19 protein-coding genes are annotated in these 21,744 nt (G+C 37.8%); 7 read left to right on the forward strand and 12 right to left on the reverse strand.

Annotation, left to right across the window (positions count from 1 at the left end; all coding sequences use genetic code 11):
- Window positions 1-3: 3 nt before the first annotated feature.
- Both recD and recB read right to left on the reverse strand, forming a co-directional pair.
- Window positions 4-1,938 carry an exodeoxyribonuclease V subunit alpha gene (gene recD / locus QQS40_RS09030; protein ID WP_329504907.1) on the reverse strand — a complete coding sequence of 645 codons (1,935 nt, stop codon included), beginning with the start codon at window positions 1,936-1,938 and terminating at the stop codon, window positions 4-6.
- The gene (recB, locus tag QQS40_RS09035; RefSeq protein ID WP_329504909.1) at window positions 1,938-5,591 is read right to left on the reverse strand and encodes an exodeoxyribonuclease V subunit beta; all 3,654 of its coding nucleotides are present in this window, start codon (window positions 5,589-5,591) and stop codon (window positions 1,938-1,940) included. Before recB ends, recD begins: the two co-directional genes overlap by 1 nt.
- A gap of 138 nt (window positions 5,592-5,729) precedes the next feature.
- On the opposite strand from recB, the gene QQS40_RS09040 reads away from it, so the two are divergent.
- From QQS40_RS09040 to QQS40_RS09055, 4 genes are all read left to right on the forward strand, one after another.
- Window positions 5,730-7,274 (forward strand): type I restriction-modification system subunit M, encoded by a 1,545-nt coding sequence (locus tag QQS40_RS09040; protein WP_289901758.1) that lies wholly within the window; start codon window positions 5,730-5,732, stop codon window positions 7,272-7,274.
- A gap of 132 nt (window positions 7,275-7,406) precedes the next feature.
- Complete coding sequence (locus QQS40_RS09045; protein ID WP_289901757.1) at window positions 7,407-8,588, forward strand: restriction endonuclease subunit S; 1,182 nt, start codon at window positions 7,407-7,409, stop codon at window positions 8,586-8,588.
- Window positions 8,589-8,718: 130 nt separating this feature from the next.
- Window positions 8,719-9,249 carry an REP-associated tyrosine transposase gene (locus QQS40_RS09050; RefSeq protein WP_071162753.1) on the forward strand — a complete coding sequence of 177 codons (531 nt, stop codon included), beginning with the start codon at window positions 8,719-8,721 and terminating at the stop codon, window positions 9,247-9,249.
- Between the two features lie 108 nt (window positions 9,250-9,357).
- A complete protein-coding gene (locus tag QQS40_RS09055; protein WP_329504914.1) occupies window positions 9,358-12,453 on the forward strand; it encodes a type I restriction endonuclease subunit R in 3,096 nt (1,031 codons plus the stop codon).
- 79 nt (window positions 12,454-12,532) lie between these two features.
- Here QQS40_RS09055 and QQS40_RS09060 read toward each other — a convergent pair whose 3' ends face one another.
- From QQS40_RS09060 to QQS40_RS09070, 3 genes are all read right to left on the reverse strand, one after another.
- Window positions 12,533-12,889, reverse strand: a complete 357-nt coding sequence (locus QQS40_RS09060; RefSeq protein ID WP_289901755.1) for a DsrE/DsrF/TusD sulfur relay family protein — start codon at window positions 12,887-12,889, stop codon at window positions 12,533-12,535.
- 63 nt (window positions 12,890-12,952) lie between these two features.
- Window positions 12,953-14,260, reverse strand: a complete 1,308-nt coding sequence (locus QQS40_RS09065) for an NCS2 family permease (protein ID WP_289901754.1) — start codon at window positions 14,258-14,260, stop codon at window positions 12,953-12,955.
- A gap of 20 nt (window positions 14,261-14,280) precedes the next feature.
- Window positions 14,281-15,234: an oxidoreductase gene (locus tag QQS40_RS09070; RefSeq protein ID WP_289901753.1), complete on the reverse strand. Its 954-nt coding sequence runs from the start codon at window positions 15,232-15,234 to the stop codon at window positions 14,281-14,283.
- 76 nt (window positions 15,235-15,310) lie between these two features.
- Here QQS40_RS09070 and ybaK point away from each other — a divergent pair, with 76 nt between their 5' ends.
- Window positions 15,311-15,790 carry a Cys-tRNA(Pro) deacylase gene (gene ybaK / locus QQS40_RS09075; protein WP_005696054.1) on the forward strand — a complete coding sequence of 160 codons (480 nt, stop codon included), beginning with the start codon at window positions 15,311-15,313 and terminating at the stop codon, window positions 15,788-15,790.
- Window positions 15,791-15,848: 58 nt separating this feature from the next.
- Here ybaK and fabA read toward each other — a convergent pair whose 3' ends face one another.
- Together fabA and QQS40_RS09085 are read right to left on the reverse strand one after the other, a co-directional pair.
- The gene (gene fabA / locus QQS40_RS09080) at window positions 15,849-16,382 is read right to left on the reverse strand and encodes a bifunctional 3-hydroxydecanoyl-ACP dehydratase/trans-2-decenoyl-ACP isomerase (protein ID WP_014065350.1); all 534 of its coding nucleotides are present in this window, start codon (window positions 16,380-16,382) and stop codon (window positions 15,849-15,851) included.
- A gap of 169 nt (window positions 16,383-16,551) precedes the next feature.
- Complete coding sequence (locus QQS40_RS09085; protein WP_329504917.1) at window positions 16,552-18,354, reverse strand: AAA family ATPase; 1,803 nt, start codon at window positions 18,352-18,354, stop codon at window positions 16,552-16,554.
- Between the two features lie 102 nt (window positions 18,355-18,456).
- Between QQS40_RS09085 and matP the strand changes: the two genes are divergently transcribed.
- Window positions 18,457-18,906 carry a macrodomain Ter protein MatP gene (gene matP, locus QQS40_RS09090; protein ID WP_126471477.1) on the forward strand — a complete coding sequence of 150 codons (450 nt, stop codon included), beginning with the start codon at window positions 18,457-18,459 and terminating at the stop codon, window positions 18,904-18,906.
- A gap of 80 nt (window positions 18,907-18,986) precedes the next feature.
- Here the strand turns inward: matP and cspD are convergent, their stop codons facing one another.
- From cspD to QQS40_RS09115, 5 genes are all read right to left on the reverse strand, one after another.
- The gene (gene cspD, locus QQS40_RS09095) at window positions 18,987-19,196 is read right to left on the reverse strand and encodes a cold shock domain-containing protein CspD (RefSeq protein WP_049358078.1); all 210 of its coding nucleotides are present in this window, start codon (window positions 19,194-19,196) and stop codon (window positions 18,987-18,989) included.
- A gap of 146 nt (window positions 19,197-19,342) precedes the next feature.
- Window positions 19,343-19,507 carry a YoaH family protein gene (locus QQS40_RS09100; protein ID WP_128787298.1) on the reverse strand — a complete coding sequence of 55 codons (165 nt, stop codon included), beginning with the start codon at window positions 19,505-19,507 and terminating at the stop codon, window positions 19,343-19,345.
- A gap of 12 nt (window positions 19,508-19,519) precedes the next feature.
- Window positions 19,520-20,236, reverse strand: coding sequence for a tRNA pseudouridine(65) synthase TruC (truC, locus tag QQS40_RS09105; protein ID WP_329504920.1), 717 nt, complete (start codon window positions 20,234-20,236; stop codon window positions 19,520-19,522).
- Window positions 20,237-20,557, reverse strand: a complete 321-nt coding sequence (locus tag QQS40_RS09110; RefSeq protein WP_314690440.1) for a YqcC family protein — start codon at window positions 20,555-20,557, stop codon at window positions 20,237-20,239.
- 70 nt (window positions 20,558-20,627) lie between these two features.
- Window positions 20,628-20,897, reverse strand: a complete 270-nt coding sequence (locus QQS40_RS09115) for an acylphosphatase (RefSeq protein WP_080969800.1) — start codon at window positions 20,895-20,897, stop codon at window positions 20,628-20,630.
- A gap of 121 nt (window positions 20,898-21,018) precedes the next feature.
- Between QQS40_RS09115 and QQS40_RS09120 the strand changes: the two genes are divergently transcribed.
- Window positions 21,019-21,675, forward strand: a complete 657-nt coding sequence (locus QQS40_RS09120) for a curli polymerization inhibitor CsgI-related protein (RefSeq protein WP_329504926.1) — start codon at window positions 21,019-21,021, stop codon at window positions 21,673-21,675.
- Window positions 21,676-21,744: the final 69 nt, after the last annotated feature.

Below are 21,744 nucleotides of genomic sequence, written 5' to 3' on the forward strand. Positions count from 1 at the left end.
TTTTTACTCCTCTTTTTCCTGTAATAACTTGCCTAATCCACTTTGTCGTTTCACGGTATTTCTGACCGCACTTTGCCAAATTTTTTCATTGGCAAATACAGAAAGCTGATTTTTTGCACGGGTAACACCGGTAAATACCAGCTCTCGTGAAAGCACTGGATTAGGTTCTGTTGGTAACACCATGACGGTATGTTCAAACTCCGAACCTTGGGATTTATGAATCGTCATCATAAACGCAGGCTCGTGAGCGGGAATACGACTGGTCGAAACTTCTCGATTGCCGAACCACACTTTGCCTTTAGCTAAACACAAGCCAATATCACCGTTATACAGTTTCACATTATGATCATTTTCCGTAATCATAATTGGTTTACCAATATACCAATCGTCCTCTTGACGGAACCAAAGTAATTTCTCAGCACGCAATACCAAAGCAATTTCTCGATTTAACTCTTCTACACCTAATGCCGAAGCACGAAGTGCGGTCAAAAATCTCACCGAATTAAAACGGTCTAAAATCGCTTCTGCATAAGTTTTCTCATTGCCCTTTTCATCTATAAATTTTGCATTAAGATCTTTCTTCTGAGCAAAATAAGTTTGAAGCTGGGTTAAATAAACACGGTAATTTTCGACCGCACTTTTCACCACTTGGCGAACCGATTCTTTAATATCTTGTTCTTCATCAAAATGATGGAAATGCAATTCTTCTGGGTATTCCGCAAAAGTCGCCACACTGCCCTCACCTTTTCCTTGTTGAATTTGCTCAGCAAGTTGTTTAATGCCCGAATCATCTCGGAAACGGCGACTAAAGGTTAAATGGCAAATGGCATCACGCAACGGACTATGTTCATCTGAAGTTGGAACGGTATAGCCTGTTGTTGCATGAATATAATCAGCTTGAGCTGGGCTATAATCTTGCGTTAAAAACTGTGCTATTTCCCCTAATACCGCTCCCGCTTCCACTGAAGCTAATTGAGCTTGGTCACCCAATAAAATCAAACGCGTTTCGGGTTTCAACGCTTGCACCAGTTTCGCCATCATCGGCAAATCAATCATCGAGGTTTCATCCACTACTAGCACATCGATTTGCAGTGGATTATGCGCATGATATTTCACGCTATCGGTAAAAGGTCGAACGCCTAGTAAACGATGCAACGTTTCTGCTGTTTTAGGAATGGATGCGCGTAACTCATCTGAAATCGGCATTTGTGCCAAAGCGTTTTCGATAGATTCCGTTAAACGAGCTGCGGCTTTTCCTGTTGGTGCGACCAATTTAATGTGAAGTTTGCCACCAAATAATTCCTGTAATACACATAACAAGCGAGTGACTGTCGTGGTTTTCCCTGTTCCCGGTCCACCTGTAATCACAGAAAATGGACTTTTTACCGCCGTTGTGACAGCTACTTTTTGCCAATCAACTTGCGCTTGTTGTTGAGGGAAATAACGATCTAATAATGGCCGAATTTGTTGCGGCTCTACCGATAAAGTGCGGTCATTTTTCAAGGCGTTTTTAATATATTGCGCAACGCGGAATTCATCTTGCCAAGCTCGATAGAAATAAATCGCCCCAAATTGAAATGCGAGAGGCGCAATCTGATTTTCAGGATCTTGTGTAAAAGCAATATGTCCCGCTAAGGCTGATTGCCATTTTGATACAGGAAGCGAACCAATCTTTTCATTGATCAGTGACAAAAAATCCGTTTCAGTATGACGATAAGCCAAGCCGAATAAATTACGTTCTAAGAAACGATCTAACACACAACAAGTATTGCCTTGCGTATAGCTCCAGTTGCAAAGTGCGGCTAATAAAATCGCTAAATTTTGTACGGTCTCTGCATAGCCTTTATCTTTTTGTTTATCAGTAATTAATTGAGCAAAATAATAATCGCCTTGAGTAATCACACCTTGTTCTTGCAAGGATTTTAATAGGCTTAACATTAAAATAATTCCTCTAATTGTTGGATTAATTGCCAATCTGGTTTATCAAAAAAGATGCCCGATTGCGGCGAACCATTCATTCCTCGTAAAAATGCATAGACCACACCACCAAAATCTCGGTTGTAATCGTAGTGAGGCAAACGTGTTTTTAAATAACGGTGTAATGCCACCACATACAACAAGTATTGCCAATCATAATGATGCTCTAACATGGCTTTTTTCAATGCAGCTTGATCGTAATCCTTTAATGTATCACCTAAGAAATTCGATTTGTAATCAAGCAAATAATATTTATCTTGATGACAGAAAACTAAGTCCATTGTGCCTCGCACCATGCCTTGAATATCATCAAACTGTAACGGTTCTGACGGCAAATGATGTAAGGTTGATAACGCTCGATTAAAACCTGTGACATCAAAATGGCTTGTGATATTGAGATAAAATGCCAACTCTTTTAAGCATTGTTTTTCGTTAATTTGTGCAAGGGTAAAATCATCGTTTGGCAAAATTGGCGTGCTGAGTATTTGTGCAAACCAGTATTGAACTGCTACAAATTGCTCTTCTGCAAGATTCAAATCCTGACATAATTTTTCAATATTTTCTTTCTCAGCTAGTTGAGCAAAAGGCACCTTTTCAAAATAACGATGCAATAACGTACCGATTTGTGTTCCCCGTGGGAAATCTAAAACCATTTCATCGTTATCATGAGCAAGTGCGGTCAGATTTTCAGGGATATTTTCTGTTGAAATCGAGGCATCATAATCTTTCGCGTCATCAAAAATGAGCGATTTTTTCACCGCACTTTCATTCAAATAAGCTTTGCGTTGATGGGTTTGTTCTATGCCACTAAAGCTCGTCACTCGCCAATCTTGTTCAATTTCACCTTGGAAAATTTCTGCACTTAAATTTTCTTGAGAAACATTTAAAGTAAGTGGTTCACTGGCTTGTAACACATCGGTTGATTCAATCTCTACATCATTAGGTAAAAGTTGCTTAAATTTTTCCAATAATGGTTGAGTATCCCAATTATTTGGCAAATCGAGTTTTCGACCAATTTCACCTTGCGTTAAAACATACAATAAAGCATTCCATTTTTTATCAAAGGCTTTCGGTAACACAAAGGCCATTTGATATTTTGCTCGAGTCAATGCTACATAAAGCAAACGCAATTCTTCCGCAAAAACTTCTTCTGTTAAATCATCCAAGTGTTGATCTTGCATATCCCACAAGGTTTTCTCTTCATCACTGTTGTAATATAAATTAAACAGTTTCTTCTGCTTACCTGATTTTGTTGGGTCTTTTGCTTCATTACCTAAAAATGGCAACCAAACCAAATCATATTCCAATCCTTTGGATTTATGGATAGTCACAATCTTCACTAACTGACGTTCGCTTTCTAAACGAATTTGTGCTTCTTGACGGCCATTATCTTGAATTTGCTTTTCAAACCAGCGCAATAATGCCGCTTCACTTTCATTTAATGCGGCTGCTTGCTGTAAAATTTCAGCTAAATGTAATAAATCCGTCAGTTTTCGTTCACCATCAGGCCGAGATAAGAGTTTTTCTGTGATATTTTCTGCTAAAAGTAAATGATGCAACATCGGCAAGATACCTTGGCGTTGCCAAATTTGTTGATACTCTGCGAATTTTTCAGCCCAACGTTGCCACTGAATTTCATCTTGGTGAATTTGGTGAATTTCAGCGGCATTTAAGCCGAAAAGTGCGGTCGCAATGGCATTCAAAATTGGGCGTTCCGTCACACTCAAACAAGCTTGCAAAATCAAGGCCAGTTCTTTTGCGGTGTTACTCTCAAAGACATTTCCTCTATCCGAAAGGTAAACCGAAGCAATACCGAGTGCTTGCAATTCTTTTTTCACCAGATCGGCTTCAGTATAACCACGCACCAAAACGGCAATATTTTCTGCTCGCAATGTTTGATTTTCTGCTTTGCTTTCATTCGGAAAAACAACTGGATTTTCAGCCGCACTTTTTAACCATTGCTGAATCGATGTCGCGCAAGCTTTCGCATAATCTTGCTGGGTGGATTTGTCTTTATCATTAATGTAAAAACGGAAGGCCGGTTCAGGTTGATTATTCAGCTGAAAAACAAGATTTTTCTTGGCTGCACCGACATTTAAAAATTCAATATTTTTATAAATAAAGGGGTCATTTTTAAAATCAAATAATCGATTTACCCCTTCCACTAAAGGTTGGGATGAACGGTAGTTTGTGCCTAAATTAAAACGCTCGCTCGCTTCGTCTGCTGCTTTTAAATAAGTGAAAATATCGGCACCACGGAAACGATAAATCGCCTGTTTTGGGTCCCCGATCATCATAAAGCCAACATTACCGGACGCAGTTTCATTGCGATAAATTTTCGAGAAAATTTGATACTGTAACGCATCCGTATCTTGGAATTCGTCAATCATGGCAAAGGGATATTGAAAACGAATTAATTCCGCTAACTGTTCTCCGCCCTCACCATATAGTGCTTCTTTCAATAAGCGTAATAAATCATCAAAGGATTTTTCAGGATGATTCGCTTTGTATTCAAGAAGTTTCTTTTGAATACCTTGACGATAGTGATAGAGAATGATTTTTTTAAATAAATCACTTGGTTGAATTTCTTCAATTAAAGCTTCAATCTCTTCAAAGGCTGGATGCGTTATTCTCACCCCTTTTTTCTTAAAATCTGCTTTGACGGCGTTATCTAAAGCCGATTGCGTAAATTTTTTTACTAGCGTTTCATTTAAGGTGATATCTGCTCTATTTTTTGCCCATGAGGTGACTTCATCCACAAAAGATAAAATCGTTTTACCTGAATATGTTTTACCATTTAAACAAGATTTCTCTTTTTTCACGACTTCTTCATCAAAAAGGTTTCGGATTTCAACCGCACTTTCTAACCAAGTATCTTTAATCTTTTCAATAATTTCCGCATTTTTAGTGATATCTTTTTGCAAAAATTCTTTTAATGACAGTTCTAATAGTTCTGGTTTATTCAGTTGTATAGAAAAATCATTCCCAATATTTGAGCCTAAATCATTCAATACCTCTTCTGGCGACTTTAATTCTTTTGAGATAAATACAGCTAAATGGAAAGGCAAATCATAAAAATGCTCCCGCCAAAATTCATTTGCAAATTGTTTGAGTAAATCAGACTGATCTTTGAGAAGTTTTAAATTGAAATGCACGCCTGAATTGAAAGCATGTTGCATCAGCATTCGGCGACAAAAACCGTGAATGGTATAAATGGAGGCTAAATCTAAATTTTGTTCGGCCAGCTTTAAGCGGCGAAGTGCAGTCGGAATATCCCCTAAATAAGGCAACAATTCCGCTAAAAATTGATGTTCTCCAGTAAAAATCGCCTTGTCTTGCTTTTCATAATATTCAGAAAAAACCGAAATTGCCGCCGTTAAACGTTCCCGAATTTTGCGTTTTAAATCTTCTGTCGCCATTTCAGTAAAGGTTACCACCAAAATCTCTTCCACATTCAACGGACGAGGAAAACAATTCTCACCAGCCTGTAAAAGTAAACGAAGATAGATAGAACCAATGGTATAGGTTTTCCCTGTACCTGCAGAGGCTTCAATTAAATTGACTTGATTTAAGGGCAACGAAATAGCATTAAGTGCGGTTGATTTTTGGCTCATTTTTTATTTTTTTGGAAACATTAGTGTGTTCTTATTGTAGAGGAATTTCCATAGAAATTCATTTAGTTATTATTTATTTCTTGTATAATTTGGAGCATTTATATCATTAATAATGACACAAAATATTCTGAGGATTTTATGGCAGCAGCAATTCAACAACGCGCCGAACTTCAACGCCGTATTTGGCAAATTGCTAATGATGTACGCGGTTCTGTCGATGGTTGGGATTTTAAACAATACGTTTTGGGCTCACTTTTCTATCGCTTTATTAGCGAAAACTTTGCTAATTATATTGAAGGTGGTGATAAAAGTGTGAACTATGCCGGTTTATCTGATGACATCATCACGCCAGAAATTAAAACAGATGCGATAAAAACCAAGGGCTATTTTATTTACCCAAGCCAATTATTTAAAAATGTCGTGGCAACAGCCAACACTAATCCGAATTTAAATACAGACCTAAAAAACATTTTTACAGCTATCGAAAACTCCGCTACTGGCTACCCTTCCGAACAGGATATCAAAGGCTTATTTGCTGATTTTGATACCACCAGCAACCGCTTGGGCAATACCGTTGCCGATAAAAACAGCCGTCTCGCTGCCGTATTAAAAGGCGTTGCCGAGTTAGATTTTGGTGACTTTGAAGATAATCATATTGATTTATTCGGTGATGCTTACGAATTTTTAATTTCCAACTATGCTGCTAATGCCGGTAAATCGGGTGGCGAGTTCTTTACGCCACAATGCGTTTCCAAGCTGATTGCTCGACTGGCTTTATATGGACAAGAGAAGGTCAATAAAATTTACGACCCTGCGGCCGGTTCAGGTTCTTTATTATTGCAAGCGAAAAAACAATTTGATGAACACATCATTGAAGAAGGATTCTTTGGGCAAGAAATCAATCACACCACTTATAACCTTGCTCGTATGAATATGTTTTTGCATAACATCAACTACGACAAGTTTGATATCGCCCTTGGCAACACTTTAATGCATCCGCAATTTGGCGAGGATAAGCCCTTTGATGCCATTGTTTCTAACCCACCTTACTCCGTGAAATGGATTGGCTCAGACGATCCAACGCTAATTAACGATGAACGCTTTGCCCCTGCTGGCGTGCTTGCACCAAAATCCAAAGCGGACTTTGCCTTTATTTTACATGCGTTAAGTTATCTTTCAGCAAAAGGCCGTGCGGCGATTGTCTCCTTCCCCGGCATTTTTTACCGTGGCGGTGCGGAACAAAAAATTCGTCAATATTTGGTGGATAATAACTATGTGGAAACCGTGATTGCGCTTGCTCCAAATCTCTTTTTCGGCACCAGTATTGCGGTGAATATTTTGGTGCTTTCCAAACATAAACCCGATACTCAAACCCAATTTATCGATGCCAGCGGTTTATTTAAATCCGCCACCAATAACAACATTTTAGAAGAAGAACATATTGAGCAAATGCTCAAACTGTTTGCCGATAAAGAGAATGTACCGCATTTGGCAAAATCAGTCTCCTTTGAAGAAATCGTTAAAAATGACTACAACCTTGCGGTGAGTTCTTATGTGGAGCAAAAAGACACCCGCGAAGTCATTGATATCGATGAGCTCAATGCGCAAATTCGTGAAACTGTTGCCAATATTGACTGCTTGCGTGCCGAGATTGACAAGATTGTGGCAGAAATTGAGGGATAAAATGTAGGGTGGGCTTTAGCCCACCAATAAGATTAAAAAATAACAGCAAACCGTAGGGTGGGCTTCAGCCCACCAATTTACGATAACTTGCGGTGGGCTGAAGCCCACCCTACGAGAAGCAACAAAAATACAATGAAAAACAACCGCACTTTTTTAGAAAAATTATTGGATGGGGCTAAGGTTGAGTGGAAGCCTCTAAAAGACATTCTAATCAGAACTAAAGGCACAAAAATTACAGCTGCTGAAATGAAAGTATTGCATAAAGACAATGCACCACTAAAAATTTTTGCTGGCGGGAAAACATTTGCATTAGTAAATTTTGAAGATATCCCTGAAAAAGACATCAATAAAAATCCTTCAATTATTGTAAAGTCTCGAGGAATTATTGAATTTGAATATTACGATAAGCCTTTTTCTCATAAAAATGAAATGTGGTCTTATTATTCAAATGATAAAAATATTAATATTAAATACATTTATTATGTTTTGAAAAATCAGGAACCCTATTTCCAAAATTTAGGTTCAAAGATGCAAATGCCTCAGATTGCAACACCTGATACAGATAAATATTTAGTCCCCATCCCCCCACTCTCGGTCCAAACCGAAATCGTAAAAATTTTGGACGCATTGACAGCCCTTACCAGCGAGCTTACCAGCGAGCTTACCAGCGAGCTTATACTACGCCAGAAACAATATGAATACTATCGGGAAAAATTGTTATCTTTTGATAGTTTAGAACAATTAAATTCGGGGGGGGGGAAGAAGAAACTTATTGATGTGGCTATTTATGCAAAATCACGCATCTCGACTGATAAATTGGATAAAGAAAATTATATAGGGGTAGAAAATTTACTTCAAAATAAACTGGGTAAAACAAGTTCCAATTATGTACCAACTGAAGGCTCATTTATTGAATATCTTCCTAATGATATTTTAATTGGAAACATTCGTCCCTATTTAAGAAAAATCTGGTTAGCAGATAAAACAGGTGGAACAAATGGTGATGTGTTAGTTATACGATTGACAGATGAAAACATTATTTCACATTATCTTTATCATATATTGGCAAATGAACATTTCTTTGAATATAACGTTAAATATTCAAAAGGTGCAAAAATGCCTCGAGGGGATAAAACTGCAATTTTGCAATATGAGTTTGATGTTCCCCCACTCGAAGAACAACACCGCATCGTTTCAATCCTCGATAAATTTGAAACCTTAACTAATTCCATCACCGAAGGCTTGCCTTTAGCGATTGAACAAAGCCAAAAGCGGTATGAATATTACCGAGAATTGCTATTAAATTTCTCGTAACCCGTAGGGTGGGCTTCAGCCCACCAATTAATCACAACAAACGGTGGGCTAAAGCCCACCCTACAATGTAATGAGAATATTTTTATGGTGGGCTAAAGCCCACCCTACGAACGACAATTTGGAATAATATATGTCTAATTATCGTCGCAATTTTACTAAAGGTGGATTATATTTTTTCACAATTGTTTTACAAGATAGAACAAAATCTTATCTAACTGACTATATCAATGAATTTAGATCTGCATATAAACAAACTTGTGAACATTATCCATTCGAAACAGTAGCAATTTGTATTTTGCCCGATCATATTCATTTACTGATGCAATTACCTGAAAATGATGATAATTACGCAATACGCATCGCATATTTAAAAACACAATTTACACGACAACTTCCAAAAGAATGCCGACAATTTAATAAAAATAGACAAAAATATCGAGAATCAGGTATTTGGCAACGCCGATTTTGGGAGCATTTAATTCGTGATGATAAAGATTTAGCGAATCATTTAGATTATATTTATTACAATCCTGTGAAACACGGCTATGTTGAGGTAGTAAAAGATTGGCCGTATTCTTCCTTCCATCGTGATGTAAAAGCAGAGATTTATCCTGAAGATTGGGGAGGCAACCCAGATTTGAAAATTAAAGGTGATATATAACAATACTGTAGGGTGGGCTTTAGCCCACCAATTAACAATCATAAATAAAACGGTGGGCTAAAGCCCACCCTACAAAAACTAAAAAGCAAAAGCATTAAGGAACTACTTATGACCCAATACAAAACTATCGCTGAATCTAATAATTTTATCGTTTTAGATCAATATAATAAGTTTGTTGAAGAACCTAATGCCGGTTATCAAACGGAAGGTAGCCTTGAGCGTGAGTTTATTCGTAATTTACAGGCGCAAGGCTATGAGTATTTACAAGAAATCAATGGTCATGATGCGTTGATTAAAAACTTACGGGCACAATTACAACGCTTAAATAACGTGGTTTTCTCTGATGCGGAATGGCGACGTTTTTTAGAGGAATATTTGGATAAATCGAGCGATAGTCTGATTGAAAAAACCCGTAAAATTCATGATGACTATATTTATGATTTTGTGTTTGATAATGGACGCATTCAGAATATCTATTTGCTAGATAAGAGAAATCTTACCAATAACACTCTGCAAGTCATCAATCAATTTGAGCAAAGCGGTAGCTATGATAATCGTTATGATGTGACGATTTTGATCAATGGTTTACCGCTTGTGCATATCGAACTAAAAAAACGTGGCGTGGCGATTCGTGAAGCCTTTAATCAAATTCACCGCTACAGCAAAGAAAGTTTCAATAAAGAAAATTCTCTCTTTAAATATATTCAGATTTTTGTCATTTCTAATGGCACAGATACCCGATATTTTGCCAATACCACCAAGCGAGATAAGAACAGCTACGACTTCACAATGAATTGGGCAACGGCAAAAAATACTCTGATTAAAGATTTAAAGGATTTTACGGCGACATTCCTACAAAAACATACCCTGCTCAATGTGTTGGTGAATTACTGCGTGTTTGATGTTTCCGACACCCTATTAATTATGCGCCCCTATCAAATTGCCGCCACCGAGCGTATTTTATGGAAAATCAAAAGTTCTTATTTAGCAAAAAGCTGGAGCAATAAAGAAAGTGGTGGCTATATTTGGCATACCACAGGTTCAGGCAAAACGCTCACCAGCTTTAAAGCCGCACGTCTTGCAACAGAATTAGACTTTATTGAAAAAGTATTCTTCGTAGTAGATAGAAAAGATTTGGACTATCAAACTATGAAAGAATACCAGCGCTTTTCACCGGATAGCGTGAATGGCTCGGAAAGTACGGCTGGGCTAAAACGCAATATCGAAAAAGACGACAATAAAATCATTGTTACCACCATTCAAAAACTCAACAACCTGATGAAATCGGAAGATAAATTACCGATTTACGATAAACAGGTCGTTTTTATCTTTGATGAATGCCATCGTTCTCAATTTGGTGAAGCGCAAAAAAATCTAACGAGAAAATTTAAAAAATACTATCAATTTGGTTTTACCGGCACGCCTATTTTTCCAACTAACGCATTAGGTGCCGAAACTACAGCCAGTGTTTTTGGCATCGAACTCCACTCTTACATTATCACCGATGCGATTCGTGATGAAAAAGTGTTGAAATTTAAAGTGGATTACAATGATGTACGACCACAATTCAAGAGCATTGAAACCGAAAAAAATCTTGAAAAACTGACCGCACTTGAGAAGAAACAAGCCTTTTTACAGCCTAAACGCATCGAGCAAATAGCCCAATATGTTTTAGATAATTTCAAACAAAAGACACATCGCTTTAATGCGGGTAACAATGGCTTTAATGCGATGTTTGCGGTAAGTAGCGTAGATGCTGCTAAAGCTTATTATCAAACGTTTAAACAGTTACAAAGTGCGGTCAAAAATCCACTTAAAATTGCAACAATCTTTTCGTTTGCCTCGAATGAAGAACAAGATGCGATTGGCGATATTGTTGATGAAAGTTTTGAAGTAGAGGCAATGAACTCTTCTGCTAAGGAATTTTTAAAATCTGCCATTGATGATTACAACGGCTATTTTGCCACCAATTATGATGTGGATGCAAAATCGTTCCAAAACTACTATCGTGATCTCGCCAAACGCGTCAAAAACAAAGAAGTGGATTTACTGATTGTCGTTGGAATGTTTTTAACTGGTTTTGATGCCCCAACCTTAAATACGTTATTTGTAGATAAAAACTTGCGTTATCATGGTTTGATTCAAGCTTATTCTCGTACAAACCGTATTTACAACAGCACCAAAAGTTTCGGCAATATCGTCACTTTCCGCGACTTGGAACAAGATACCATTGATGCGATTACCCTTTTCGGTAAATCCAATACGCGCAATGTCGTTTTGGAAAAAAGTTACCAAGAATATATGGAAGGCTTCACCGATGCGGGTGTTGCCCGTCGTGGTTATTTAGAGGTTATTGCTGAATTGCAAGAACGCTTCCCAGATCCAGATGTAATTCAAACGGAAAAAGACAAAAAAGACTTTGTGAAATTATTTGGTGAATATTTGCGGGTTGAAAACATTCTGCAAAACTATGATGAGTTCGCTGCTTTACAAGTATTTCAATCACTCGATACCAGCGATGCAAAAGCCGTTGAAGACTTTAAAGAAAAATATTATTTAACGGACGAAGCTTTTGCTGAAATGCAACCTATTGATATGCCAAGCGAACGTAGCATTCAGAATTACCGTTCAACTTACAACGATATTCGGGATTGGCTCCGTCGTCAAAAAGATGGTGAGGAAAAAGCAAAATCGACCATTGATTGGGACGATGTGGTGTTTGAAGTGGATTTATTAAAATCCCAAGAAATCAATCTAGATTACATCTTAGAATTGATTTTTGAACACAACAAGAAAATGAAAAATAAATCTGAGCTGATTGATGAAATTCGAACCACAATCCGAGCGAGCCTAGGTAATCGAGCCAAAGAAAGTTTAATCGTAGATTTTATCAATCAAACGGACTTAGATAGCATAGTTGATAAAGCCGGTATTATTGAATCTTTCTTCCAATTTGCCCAAAAAGAGCAACAGAAAGAAGCTGACGAATTAATTAGCAGTGAAGGGCTGAATATTGATGCCGCGAAGCGTTATATTAACGTATCCTTAAAACGCGGATATGCTAGTGAACAAGGTACGGATTTAAATGATGCCCTACCGAAAATGAGTCCGCTTAATCCGCAATATCTCACGAAAAAACAAAGCATTTTCCAAAAGATCGTTGCCTTTGTTGAGAAGTTTGTTGGGATTGGTGGCGAGGTTTGAAAACTTAAACCAACTATATAGAATTAAAAAGGTGCAATCTATTGATTGCACCTTTTTATTTTGTCAGTTATATCAGAAATTAGAACGTTAAAACTTTATCCGCCCATAATGTCCACTCGGATACATCATCTAAGGTACCAAGGGTCACGCCATCAATTAATTTAGCGTCTAATAAACCACGTGCTTTTACGCAGCTGGTGCATAATTTAATTTCAGCACCTTGTGCCGCTAAAATATCGATAAGTTGTTGGATATTGAAACCTTCGTTTGGATTTTGCCCAGCAATACCGCATAAAATCGCATCAGAAAAGCAGAATAATTTAATATTCACATCCTTGCTGTACTCTTCTTTCATATTGATAGCGAAACGAACAGCGTTGAATGTTTTTTCTCCGCTATATGGGGAATCATTGACGATAAAAAGAATATTTTGCATAACGTACTCCTTGTTGTAAAAACTGTGATTAAAATAGGAGAAGAAATATTGCTTCCCCTTTATTTAGCCAACCCAAATGAATTTAGCGATAAATAATAAAGATACAACCCAAACAGGCGCATTTACTTCTTTGATTCTACCTGTTCCAACTTTCATAACGCAATAACTAATAAAGCCAAATGCGATACCTTCAGTAATTGAATAAGTAAATGGCATCATCGCTGCAGTGATAAAAGCAGGCGTGGCTTCGGTTAAATCATCCCAGTGTACACGAATAAGACTAGATGCCATTAAAATCCCTACATAGACTAACGCCCCTGCGGTTGCATAAGCCGGTACCACACTAGCTAGTGGCGAGAAGAAAATGGTAAGTAAGAATAAAACACCGACTGTCACCGCTGTTAAGCCAGTTCTACCACCGACAGAAACTCCTGCACCACTTTCAATATAGGTACTGATAGCGGATGTGCCGATATAAGAACCCACTACCGCACTCATACTATCTACATAAAGGGCTTGTTTCATTTTCGGGAAACGACCTTTTTCATCGCTGAAACCTGCTTTATCAGTCACACCTAATAACGTGCCTGATGAGTCAAATAGGTTTACTAAAAGGAAAGAGAAAATGATGCCGAGCAAAGCGGTATCTAAAGCACCTGCAATATCCACTTTACCCACAACCGTACCTAAGCTTGGAGGCATAGAAACAATGCCGTGGAAAGTCACTTGATCATCAATAAAAAGGGCTAAACCAGTGACTACTGCGATAGAAATTAAAACACCAGAGAAAATATTACGTGCAGCTAAAACTACGATAATAAAGAAACCTAATACGCCAAGCAGAATTTTCGGATCATGTAAATTGCCTAATGCCACTAAGGTTGCAGGATTCGCTACAACCAATCCCATATTTTTAAAGCCAATTAACGCAATAAAAAAGCCGATACCCGCACCAATTCCCACGCGTAGTGAAAGCGGAATGGAAGCCATTAACCAATAACGGATTTGGAATAAGGTGAGAACAAATAAACCAATTGAGCCCCAGAAAATGGTGCCCATGCCCACTTCCCAAGAATAACCAAGCTTGCCAACAACTACATAAGCAAAGAACGCATTGAGCCCCATGGCAGGTGCAAGGGCGATAGGTAAATTACTGAATAATCCCATCGCAATGGTGCCGAGTGCGGCAATTAAACAGGTAGTCACGAAAACAACTTGCTTATCCATTCCCGCATCACCTAATACGGATGGGTTCACAAACACGATGTACACCATGGTAAAGAAGGTGGTAATACCGGCAATAATTTCGGTTTTGGTCGTACTGCCCTTTTCTTTAATGGAAAAAAGGCGTTCAAGTAAAGATTGTTGCATTGTCTTCCCCTTAACTTAAATTAATAACCTTGGTGATAAATCGACTCAAGTAATTTCACACCTAATAAGGCAATATTGAAACGTTGCTCATCTGCAACCGTCCAAAATTCGATGCCATTTTCAACCGCACTTTGTTGGCTAATATGCAATTTTACGCTGTCTTCACCATTTTCATTTTCACCGTTAATCACAGGCGTAATAAGGCTATCGTGTAATTCAACCAATTCGCTTTGTTGTGGCTGGTAATCAAATTCATAATCTGAAAGTGCGGTCACTTTTTGTGCCATGCCGTAGAAGACTGGCACTTGAATTTGGTGGAAAATTACATTGCCTAACTGTGGAAAGATTTTTTGTAATTGCAGATTTAAATTTGCCGCTTGTTGTGGAAACACATCAAAGGCAAAACGAGTTTCACCTTCTTCTAATGGCATACCATTCAGTAAACGAGCGGTTTGTCCAGCAAGTTTATTCACGGTTTCACCATCCGTATAAGAAGCCGGTAAAAGTGACGTTGCAAAAACTTGAGTTAAATTTGTTTGTTGAACGATTGGTAATAAAGATAAAGCTAATTGACTCACTTGCGGATCGGGCAAACTCACAATGTTACGTTGTCTTAACTCAGTCAGATTTTCTTCATTGATTGTAGGGACCACGACGGGTACATCAGACAATGCAGCACAAATCCCTTTTAAATCAATCACCACACAGCCACTTTCTGCGGCTTGAGCTAATAAGGGGGCTTGGTCAATTTGGCCAGCGAAGAAAAGATAATTAATGCTATCCCACTCAATCTCATCGGTGGCTAATTGAGCAACGGCTTTATTGCGAAAACGTACTGCTTGCTCTTCTTCAAAAGGATAAATTTCTACAATTGAAACCTTGCCAACATCTAGCTCACTTTGTTCAAGGGCTTCGGCAATTTTTTCACATAGATCAAATTCTGCTGCAATAGCAATATTTAGGCTTGCGTCCATTTTTCTCTCCGCTGTAAAATGTTCTGAACCGATTCATTCTACAGAAAAAAGACTAATAAATACATAAGGAAATCAGATGACACCGGCAATTGATTTACTAAAGAAAAATAAAATTCCTTTTACTCTCCATACCTATGATCATGACCCTAACAATACGCATTTTGGCGATGAAGCCGCTGAAAAACTTGGGCTTGATCCGCACCAATCCTTTAAAACACTTTTAGTCGCTGAAAATGGTGATCAGAAAAAATTAGCGTGTTTTGTACTTTCCACGGCAAATATGTTGAGTTTAAAGAAAGCGGCAAAATCCATTGGTGTCAAAAAAGTGGAAATGGCCGATAAAGATGCGGCACAAAAAAGCACGGGATATTTAGTCGGTGGCATTAGTCCATTAGGTCAAAAGAAACGTGTAAAAACAGTGATAAATTCGACCGCACTTGAGTTTGATACGATTTTTGTTTCAGGTGGTAAACGCGGATTAAGCGTCGAATTGGCCCCACAAGATTTAGCTAAATTACTGAATGCCGAATTTGTCGATATCATTGACGAAGAATAGGAAAAGAAAAGCCCGAGTAAATCGGGCTATCTTTTTTATGATGTTGTGTTTATTTAAATTAGAAACTTGATGTATCTTGGAATAAGCCAACTTTTAAATCAGTTGCAGTGTAGATAACACGACCATCTACTTCCACTTCACCATCAGCCATTCCCATCACTAATTTGCGATTAATTACGCGTTTCATATTGATGCGATAAACCACTTTTTTCGCGCTTGGTAAGATTTGTCCGGTAAATTTCACTTCACCAACGCCTAATGCACGGCCTTTACCTTTACCGCCTACCCAGCCAAGGAAGAAACCGACCAATTGCCACATCGCATCTAAGCCTAAGCAGCCTGGCATGACTGGGTCACCAATGAAGTGACAACCAAAAAACGGTAAATCTGGATGAATATCTAATTCTGCTTCAATATACCCTTTACCAAACGCACCACCGTCTTCGGTCATTTTTACAATACGATCCATCATCAACATCGTTGGTGCTGGAAGTTGCGGGCCTTCTTTACCAAATAATTCACCACGCCCAGAAGCTAATAAATCTTCATAGGTATAGCTGCTTTTAATATTTGGTGTACAGGTGTTTTCCATTTTTTATTTCCTTGTATACATAGTTTTACTTGGTTACAACCAATAAGTAAGGATTTTATGGGGATTTATAAGAAATGTAAACAGCGAACACTTGTTAGCTCAACTTGTCGGATCAGTCAGTGAAATTAAGATAAAAGAAAAGCGAACACAAGGCTCGCTTTTAAGAAAATTAAGATTTAAAGAAATCTAACCAGCTTTTTTTCGGCGTTTCCGAGCGGAAAGCAATTCGATTTTGAATTAAACGCGCAATAGGCTCTTTGCCCTTCGCATATTCTTCTTTCTCTTCCAATAAATCGCGGTCAAATAGGATTTTGGCTGTTTGATAAATATCTTCGACTTGATAGATAAAGAACTGCTCATTTTTCACCGCCTCAACCACTTCATCAGATAAACTTAATTGCTGAATTGTTGTTGCAGGAATAATCACCCCTTGTTTACCCGTCAAACCACGACGTTGGCAAATAGTGAAAAAGCCTTCAATTTTATCATTCACACCACCTACCGCATGCACCAAACCAAATTGGTCAATGGTACCGGTAATGGCAATATTTTGTGGCAACGGCAAATCAGATAACGCACTGACCAATACGGAGAAAATAGCTAAAGACGCACTGTCACCATCAATTTCACCATAAGACTGCTCAAATACTAAAGAAGCAGAAAATGGTAACTGTGATGGCAACTCTAAGATACTTGCCAAGCACGCTTCAGAAATCATCATGCCTTTTCCGTGGAGGTTGCCCGCTAATTCATTTTTACGCTCCACATCCACAACTTCACCATCACCAAACTGCACTAAGCAACTGATACGAGAAGGTTCACCGAAACAAACGGGGGTACCAGGATATTCAATCACAGACAAGCCATTAATCTGCCCAACAATTTCGCCGTTGGTTTCCACATAAATTTGCTCATTGAGAATATCCGCATAAGTACGTTCACGTAAAAAACCGTGCTGTTCGTTCTTTTGTTTAAAAGCTTGTTCAAAATCAACCGCACTTAAGGTTTGTTTTTGTGACAACGTCGCGGAATTAAGCAACATTTCTGTTATTTTTAACGGTGAAATGTTAATTAAAAAGCGATCTTCACTCTCACGCACCAATAACTGATAGAGTTTATTTAATGCGGTTAAATCTAAATCGAGCTCATATTTTGAGGCTAATGCCAACACATAATTAGCCCAATTTTCTTGTGCTTTAGGTTGTGCAACAGAATAATAACTTTCAATTTCAGCATAATCAGCCAAGCTGTAAAGATCTTCTTCTAACTCACCTAAGGTCGCAATTTCAGTGCGATTGCCTAAAATCACCACTTTTAAATTAAGTGGATAACTTGGAATATCACAAGGCAAGGTTTTAAATGGATGGGCTGAATACCAATCAAAAGTTTGCGTTTGTAAAATATGTTTTAAGCGTTGCCATAAATCAAATTGGCTTAGCATCGTTGCTGCACTTAAAATCAAAACGCCCCCATTGGCTTGATGCACTAAACCTGGTGTAAGCAAAATATCTTGCGAACTTGGGTGAACTCGCACACTACCAAAAAGACTAAATTGATCGGCATGTAATGCCTTCAGTACATCACCTTGTGCAGCAAAATTATCAGCGAGAGATTGGGCAGGCTCAGTATAAATACGAGGGAAAGAAAAAGAATCTCCCTGCTCAACTACATAATTCACCCCAAAAACTGACCGCTCTTTTGGCTGTTCTTGGCGAATAAGTTCCGCTAATAAATCTGCATATTCTGCTTGATCATCGGCTTTTAAAACCAATAGAGAGCGACGAGGCTGTTTTAAAAATAAAGAAATCGCTTTTGTGGCATGTTTTTGTAATGACCAAAAATCAGCCTTTTCAGCTGAAAGTTCAGTAATCGATAATTCTGGTTGTAAGGCTCGCCAATTTAAGGCTTGTTCCGAAGATGTTGAAGTCACGACATATCTCGCTTTAATTAAATTGGCGGTATTATCGCACACTTCATCCTAAGTGAAAATCCGTTATAAAAATCTACTGGAAAATTTTGTTTAAAGCGCGTATATTTATGAGGTTACCACGTCACTAAAAAGCATAATAAAACGATGAAATATCAGAAATTAGAAAACCAAGAAGCAAACTGGAAATGGATTTATCTCATTCGCAAATATCGCGAAGGGGAAAAAATTACCCGTTATGAAGAAAAAAGCTTAGAAGAAAGCAAAGTTCAAGAATTAATAGAATGTCAGAATTATCCTGAAAAAATAGAGGAATGGATTAAAAATCACCTTTCTCTTGATTTACCTATTAAACTTGACCAGGCTATTCGTGCAAGACGTAAACGCTTTTTTAATGCTGAAAAACAATCAACGAAGAAAAAATCTATTGATTTAGAATATGGTGTTTGGCTTCGTTTATCTAAATATTCACGCAAAATGAAAATGACACTTTCTGAAACTATCACTTATATGATTGATGAACGTGAAAGCAAAGCATTATATGAAAGCCAAATGACGGCAATGAAAGCCGGTTTAAAAAATTTGCTCAATAAATAAGATGAAAAAAAGCCAAAGTCGAAACCTTGGCTTTTGATTATGCTAAATAGAGAAAATTTTGAAACGTTTTAGCGTTCCATCTATTCCACAATCGGAATAATTTTTGTAGCGTGAGATCCTTTGTCGCCGTGAATCACCTCAAACTGCACACGCTGCCCTGCTTTCAATGAACGGTAACCATCCATCTCAATCGCTGAATAATGTGCAAAGATGTCTGTATCCACGCCTTCTGCAGAAATAAACCCAAATCCTTTTGCGTTGTTAAACCATTTTACTACACCAATTTCCATAGTAGACCTCTATAGGCTTCGCCATTAATACCTAAAAACAATAAGACTCATGCCTTATCACCTAAATTAGAAATATATTCAAACATTTTATTTTTTTATGCAACAAGGAAACTTAAAAAATGATACATTGATCACAAAAATTTTATTTATTTACTCTCAGAAATCGATTTCTCATCTTTTTGATGAATTTCACGTAATGCTTTTGCCACAATTTGAATGGCTTCGCCGCTACTCATTCCTTGTGCCATTAATTCCTGAATTTGTTCTACGGCTTTTTGTTGTTGTTCATGGGTTAAATTAATGTCTAACATGATTTCTTCTCGTTAAATTGACCAATTAAATAATTCCATCACACGCTTCCATTGTTCATCTATACCAGCCTTAATTTCTATTTTGGTAAAATGAATAGGATGCTCAAAAATAAGTGTATCTGCGTGTAAAAATAAACGCTGACAGCCAGAATATTCTGTTAAAGCACGATTTTGATGTAAATCACCATATTGTGTATCACCTAAAATAGGGTGAAAGATATGCTTCATGTGACGTCGTAACTGGTGTTTTCTGCCCGTTTGAGGAACTAACCTCACCAATGAATATCTCGCGGTTTGATAACGCCCTACCGCATAAGACATTTCCACAATTTTTAAGCCTTCATAATCCGTCACCGCCTCTTGAGGCGCTTTATCTTCTTGCGCAAATTTATCCGCAATCTTATCTAATTGGATTTTAAGGGGATAATCAATCCGTCCTTCCCCTTGCAAATACCCTCGCACAATCGCTAAATAAGATTTTTGCACCGTTTTCTGTTCAAATTGCTGACACATTAAATTTGCTATTTCACTATTTAAGGCAAATAGCAATACACCTGATGTAGGGCGATCTAATCGATGAATAGGAAAAACATGCTGCCCGATTTGATCGCGCAAGGTTTGCATCACAAATTGCGTTTCATGCGTATCAAGCCAACTACGATGCACCAACATGCCTGCTGGTTTATTGACGACGACAAGATATTCATCTTGGTATAAAATTTCTAACATTTATTGATTTTGTAATAAGGCTTCTAATTCACGTAGCGGGGTTAATAATTCAACTAAAAAATCTTCTTCTGCTTCTTTAAATGCTTCCTCTAAATAAGGAGATACCGCAATTTGTGAAGGTAAATCTGCCCCGCTTTCAAGTAAGGCGAACATTCTTGGGATGAAAATCCATTGCAACCATTCTTCTGGTGACATGGTATCAATAGCAAAAGGCTCCTGGCTTAAAAAAGCGTCTTGTGGAGGCGGAACCGCTTGCCATAAATCAAGCTTTTGCATGGCAAGCTGTAATTGTTGAAGATGAAGTTTTGTTTGATTACGCATAATTTTTCCTATTTATAAATGAGCGGCGTATTCTACGAGCATCAATTAACGCTGTAAAGTGCGGTCTGTTTTAACGGTGAATAATAGAAAAGTCAGGATAGTGTTTATTTTCAATATTATCCTCTAAGACTCGTTCTACACTTGCAGTTCTTGGACCGACTTTTAACCAATTATAAAAATCCTGTAGTTGGCCATCATTACCTTCGGCTACGATTTCCACGCTCCCATCTGCACAATTTCTGACGGTGCCTTTAATGCCAATTTTCTCTGCCTCCTTCCAAGTAAAATAGCGAAATCCTACCCCTTGAACTCGCCCATATACAACAAATCGTTTTGCCATGATTTACTCCTTTATTACAAAAACTTTTTAAAAATTAACCGCACTTTCCTATTCCCATTTTTTTAAATTTAGCATAGCATTACAACTATCTAATTTCATTCAAAAAATAAAAGGAGTAATTATGAAATTATGTAAGTTTGCTTTAGGCGTTGTCGCACTTGCTGTCAGTATGAGTAGCTTAGCTGGCATGGTAACCAGTTCATCAAACCTTGAATTTCTTGCAATCAACGGCCAAAAAGCCAGCAAATCTCTTCTAAAAGAAAAAAAATCATTCAATGCTGATACGAACCAAACACAACAAGTTGTTGTTCGTTTAGGCGAAATCGTAGGATCAGGCTCTAGCCAAGCGCTTTTTGAATCTAATCCTATTATTGTGACCTTCAAAGGTACGGCTGATGATGTTGTGGTATTTGCCGAAAAAATTCGCTCTCAAGAAGAGGGTGAAAAATTTAATAAACAACCACAAATTACCGTTAAAACAAAATCAGGTAATGTAATTGATGCTAAAATCGACACCTTAAAACAAGAAGGTTTATTCCCCGCTGCGAATATTGTTAACGATTTAGCTGAATATAATGCCTCAAATGCGCCAGCGGCAGTTTCTGCTTTAGCTGTTCCTGCAGTTGGAATGATGCCCATTGTGTCAGGAAAAACAATGAAAGGCAAAGTGGTTGTACAAGGTGAAAACATTGCTGAACAACAATTACAATACTGGTTCCAACAAGCCGATAAAGAAACCCAAACTCGTTTCTTAAACTGGGCGAAAAAACAAAAATAAGCGTTTTTAACCATACGTTAGAAAAAAGAAGTGGGCCTTCCTCTCACTTCTTTTCTATTTAATACTTAA

This window comes from Haemophilus parainfluenzae (genome assembly GCF_036288925.1).
In the GTDB taxonomy this organism is placed as follows: Bacteria; Pseudomonadota; Gammaproteobacteria; order Enterobacterales; family Pasteurellaceae; genus Haemophilus_D.

Coding starts and splice junctions, on each gene's coding strand:
- recD (WP_329504907.1), bottom strand. CDS start 1,938: ATGTTAAGCCTATTAAAATCCTTGCAAGAACAAGGTGTGATTACTCAA.
- recB (WP_329504909.1), bottom strand. CDS start 5,591: ATGAGCCAAAAATCAACCGCACTTAATGCTATTTCGTTGCCCTTAAAT.
- QQS40_RS09040 (WP_289901758.1), top strand. CDS start 5,730: ATGGCAGCAGCAATTCAACAACGCGCCGAACTTCAACGCCGTATTTGG.
- QQS40_RS09045 (WP_289901757.1), top strand. CDS start 7,407: ATGAAAAACAACCGCACTTTTTTAGAAAAATTATTGGATGGGGCTAAG.
- QQS40_RS09050 (WP_071162753.1), top strand. CDS start 8,719: ATGTCTAATTATCGTCGCAATTTTACTAAAGGTGGATTATATTTTTTC.
- QQS40_RS09055 (WP_329504914.1), top strand. CDS start 9,358: ATGACCCAATACAAAACTATCGCTGAATCTAATAATTTTATCGTTTTA.
- QQS40_RS09060 (WP_289901755.1), bottom strand. CDS start 12,889: ATGCAAAATATTCTTTTTATCGTCAATGATTCCCCATATAGCGGAGAA.
- QQS40_RS09065 (WP_289901754.1), bottom strand. CDS start 14,260: ATGCAACAATCTTTACTTGAACGCCTTTTTTCCATTAAAGAAAAGGGC.
- QQS40_RS09070 (WP_289901753.1), bottom strand. CDS start 15,234: ATGGACGCAAGCCTAAATATTGCTATTGCAGCAGAATTTGATCTATGT.
- ybaK (WP_005696054.1), top strand. CDS start 15,311: ATGACACCGGCAATTGATTTACTAAAGAAAAATAAAATTCCTTTTACT.
- fabA (WP_014065350.1), bottom strand. CDS start 16,382: ATGGAAAACACCTGTACACCAAATATTAAAAGCAGCTATACCTATGAA.
- matP (WP_126471477.1), top strand. CDS start 18,457: ATGAAATATCAGAAATTAGAAAACCAAGAAGCAAACTGGAAATGGATT.
- cspD (WP_049358078.1), bottom strand. CDS start 19,196: ATGGAAATTGGTGTAGTAAAATGGTTTAACAACGCAAAAGGATTTGGG.
- QQS40_RS09100 (WP_128787298.1), bottom strand. CDS start 19,507: ATGTTAGACATTAATTTAACCCATGAACAACAACAAAAAGCCGTAGAA.
- truC (WP_329504920.1), bottom strand. CDS start 20,236: ATGTTAGAAATTTTATACCAAGATGAATATCTTGTCGTCGTCAATAAA.
- QQS40_RS09110 (WP_314690440.1), bottom strand. CDS start 20,557: ATGCGTAATCAAACAAAACTTCATCTTCAACAATTACAGCTTGCCATG.
- QQS40_RS09115 (WP_080969800.1), bottom strand. CDS start 20,897: ATGGCAAAACGATTTGTTGTATATGGGCGAGTTCAAGGGGTAGGATTT.
- QQS40_RS09120 (WP_329504926.1), top strand. CDS start 21,019: ATGAAATTATGTAAGTTTGCTTTAGGCGTTGTCGCACTTGCTGTCAGT.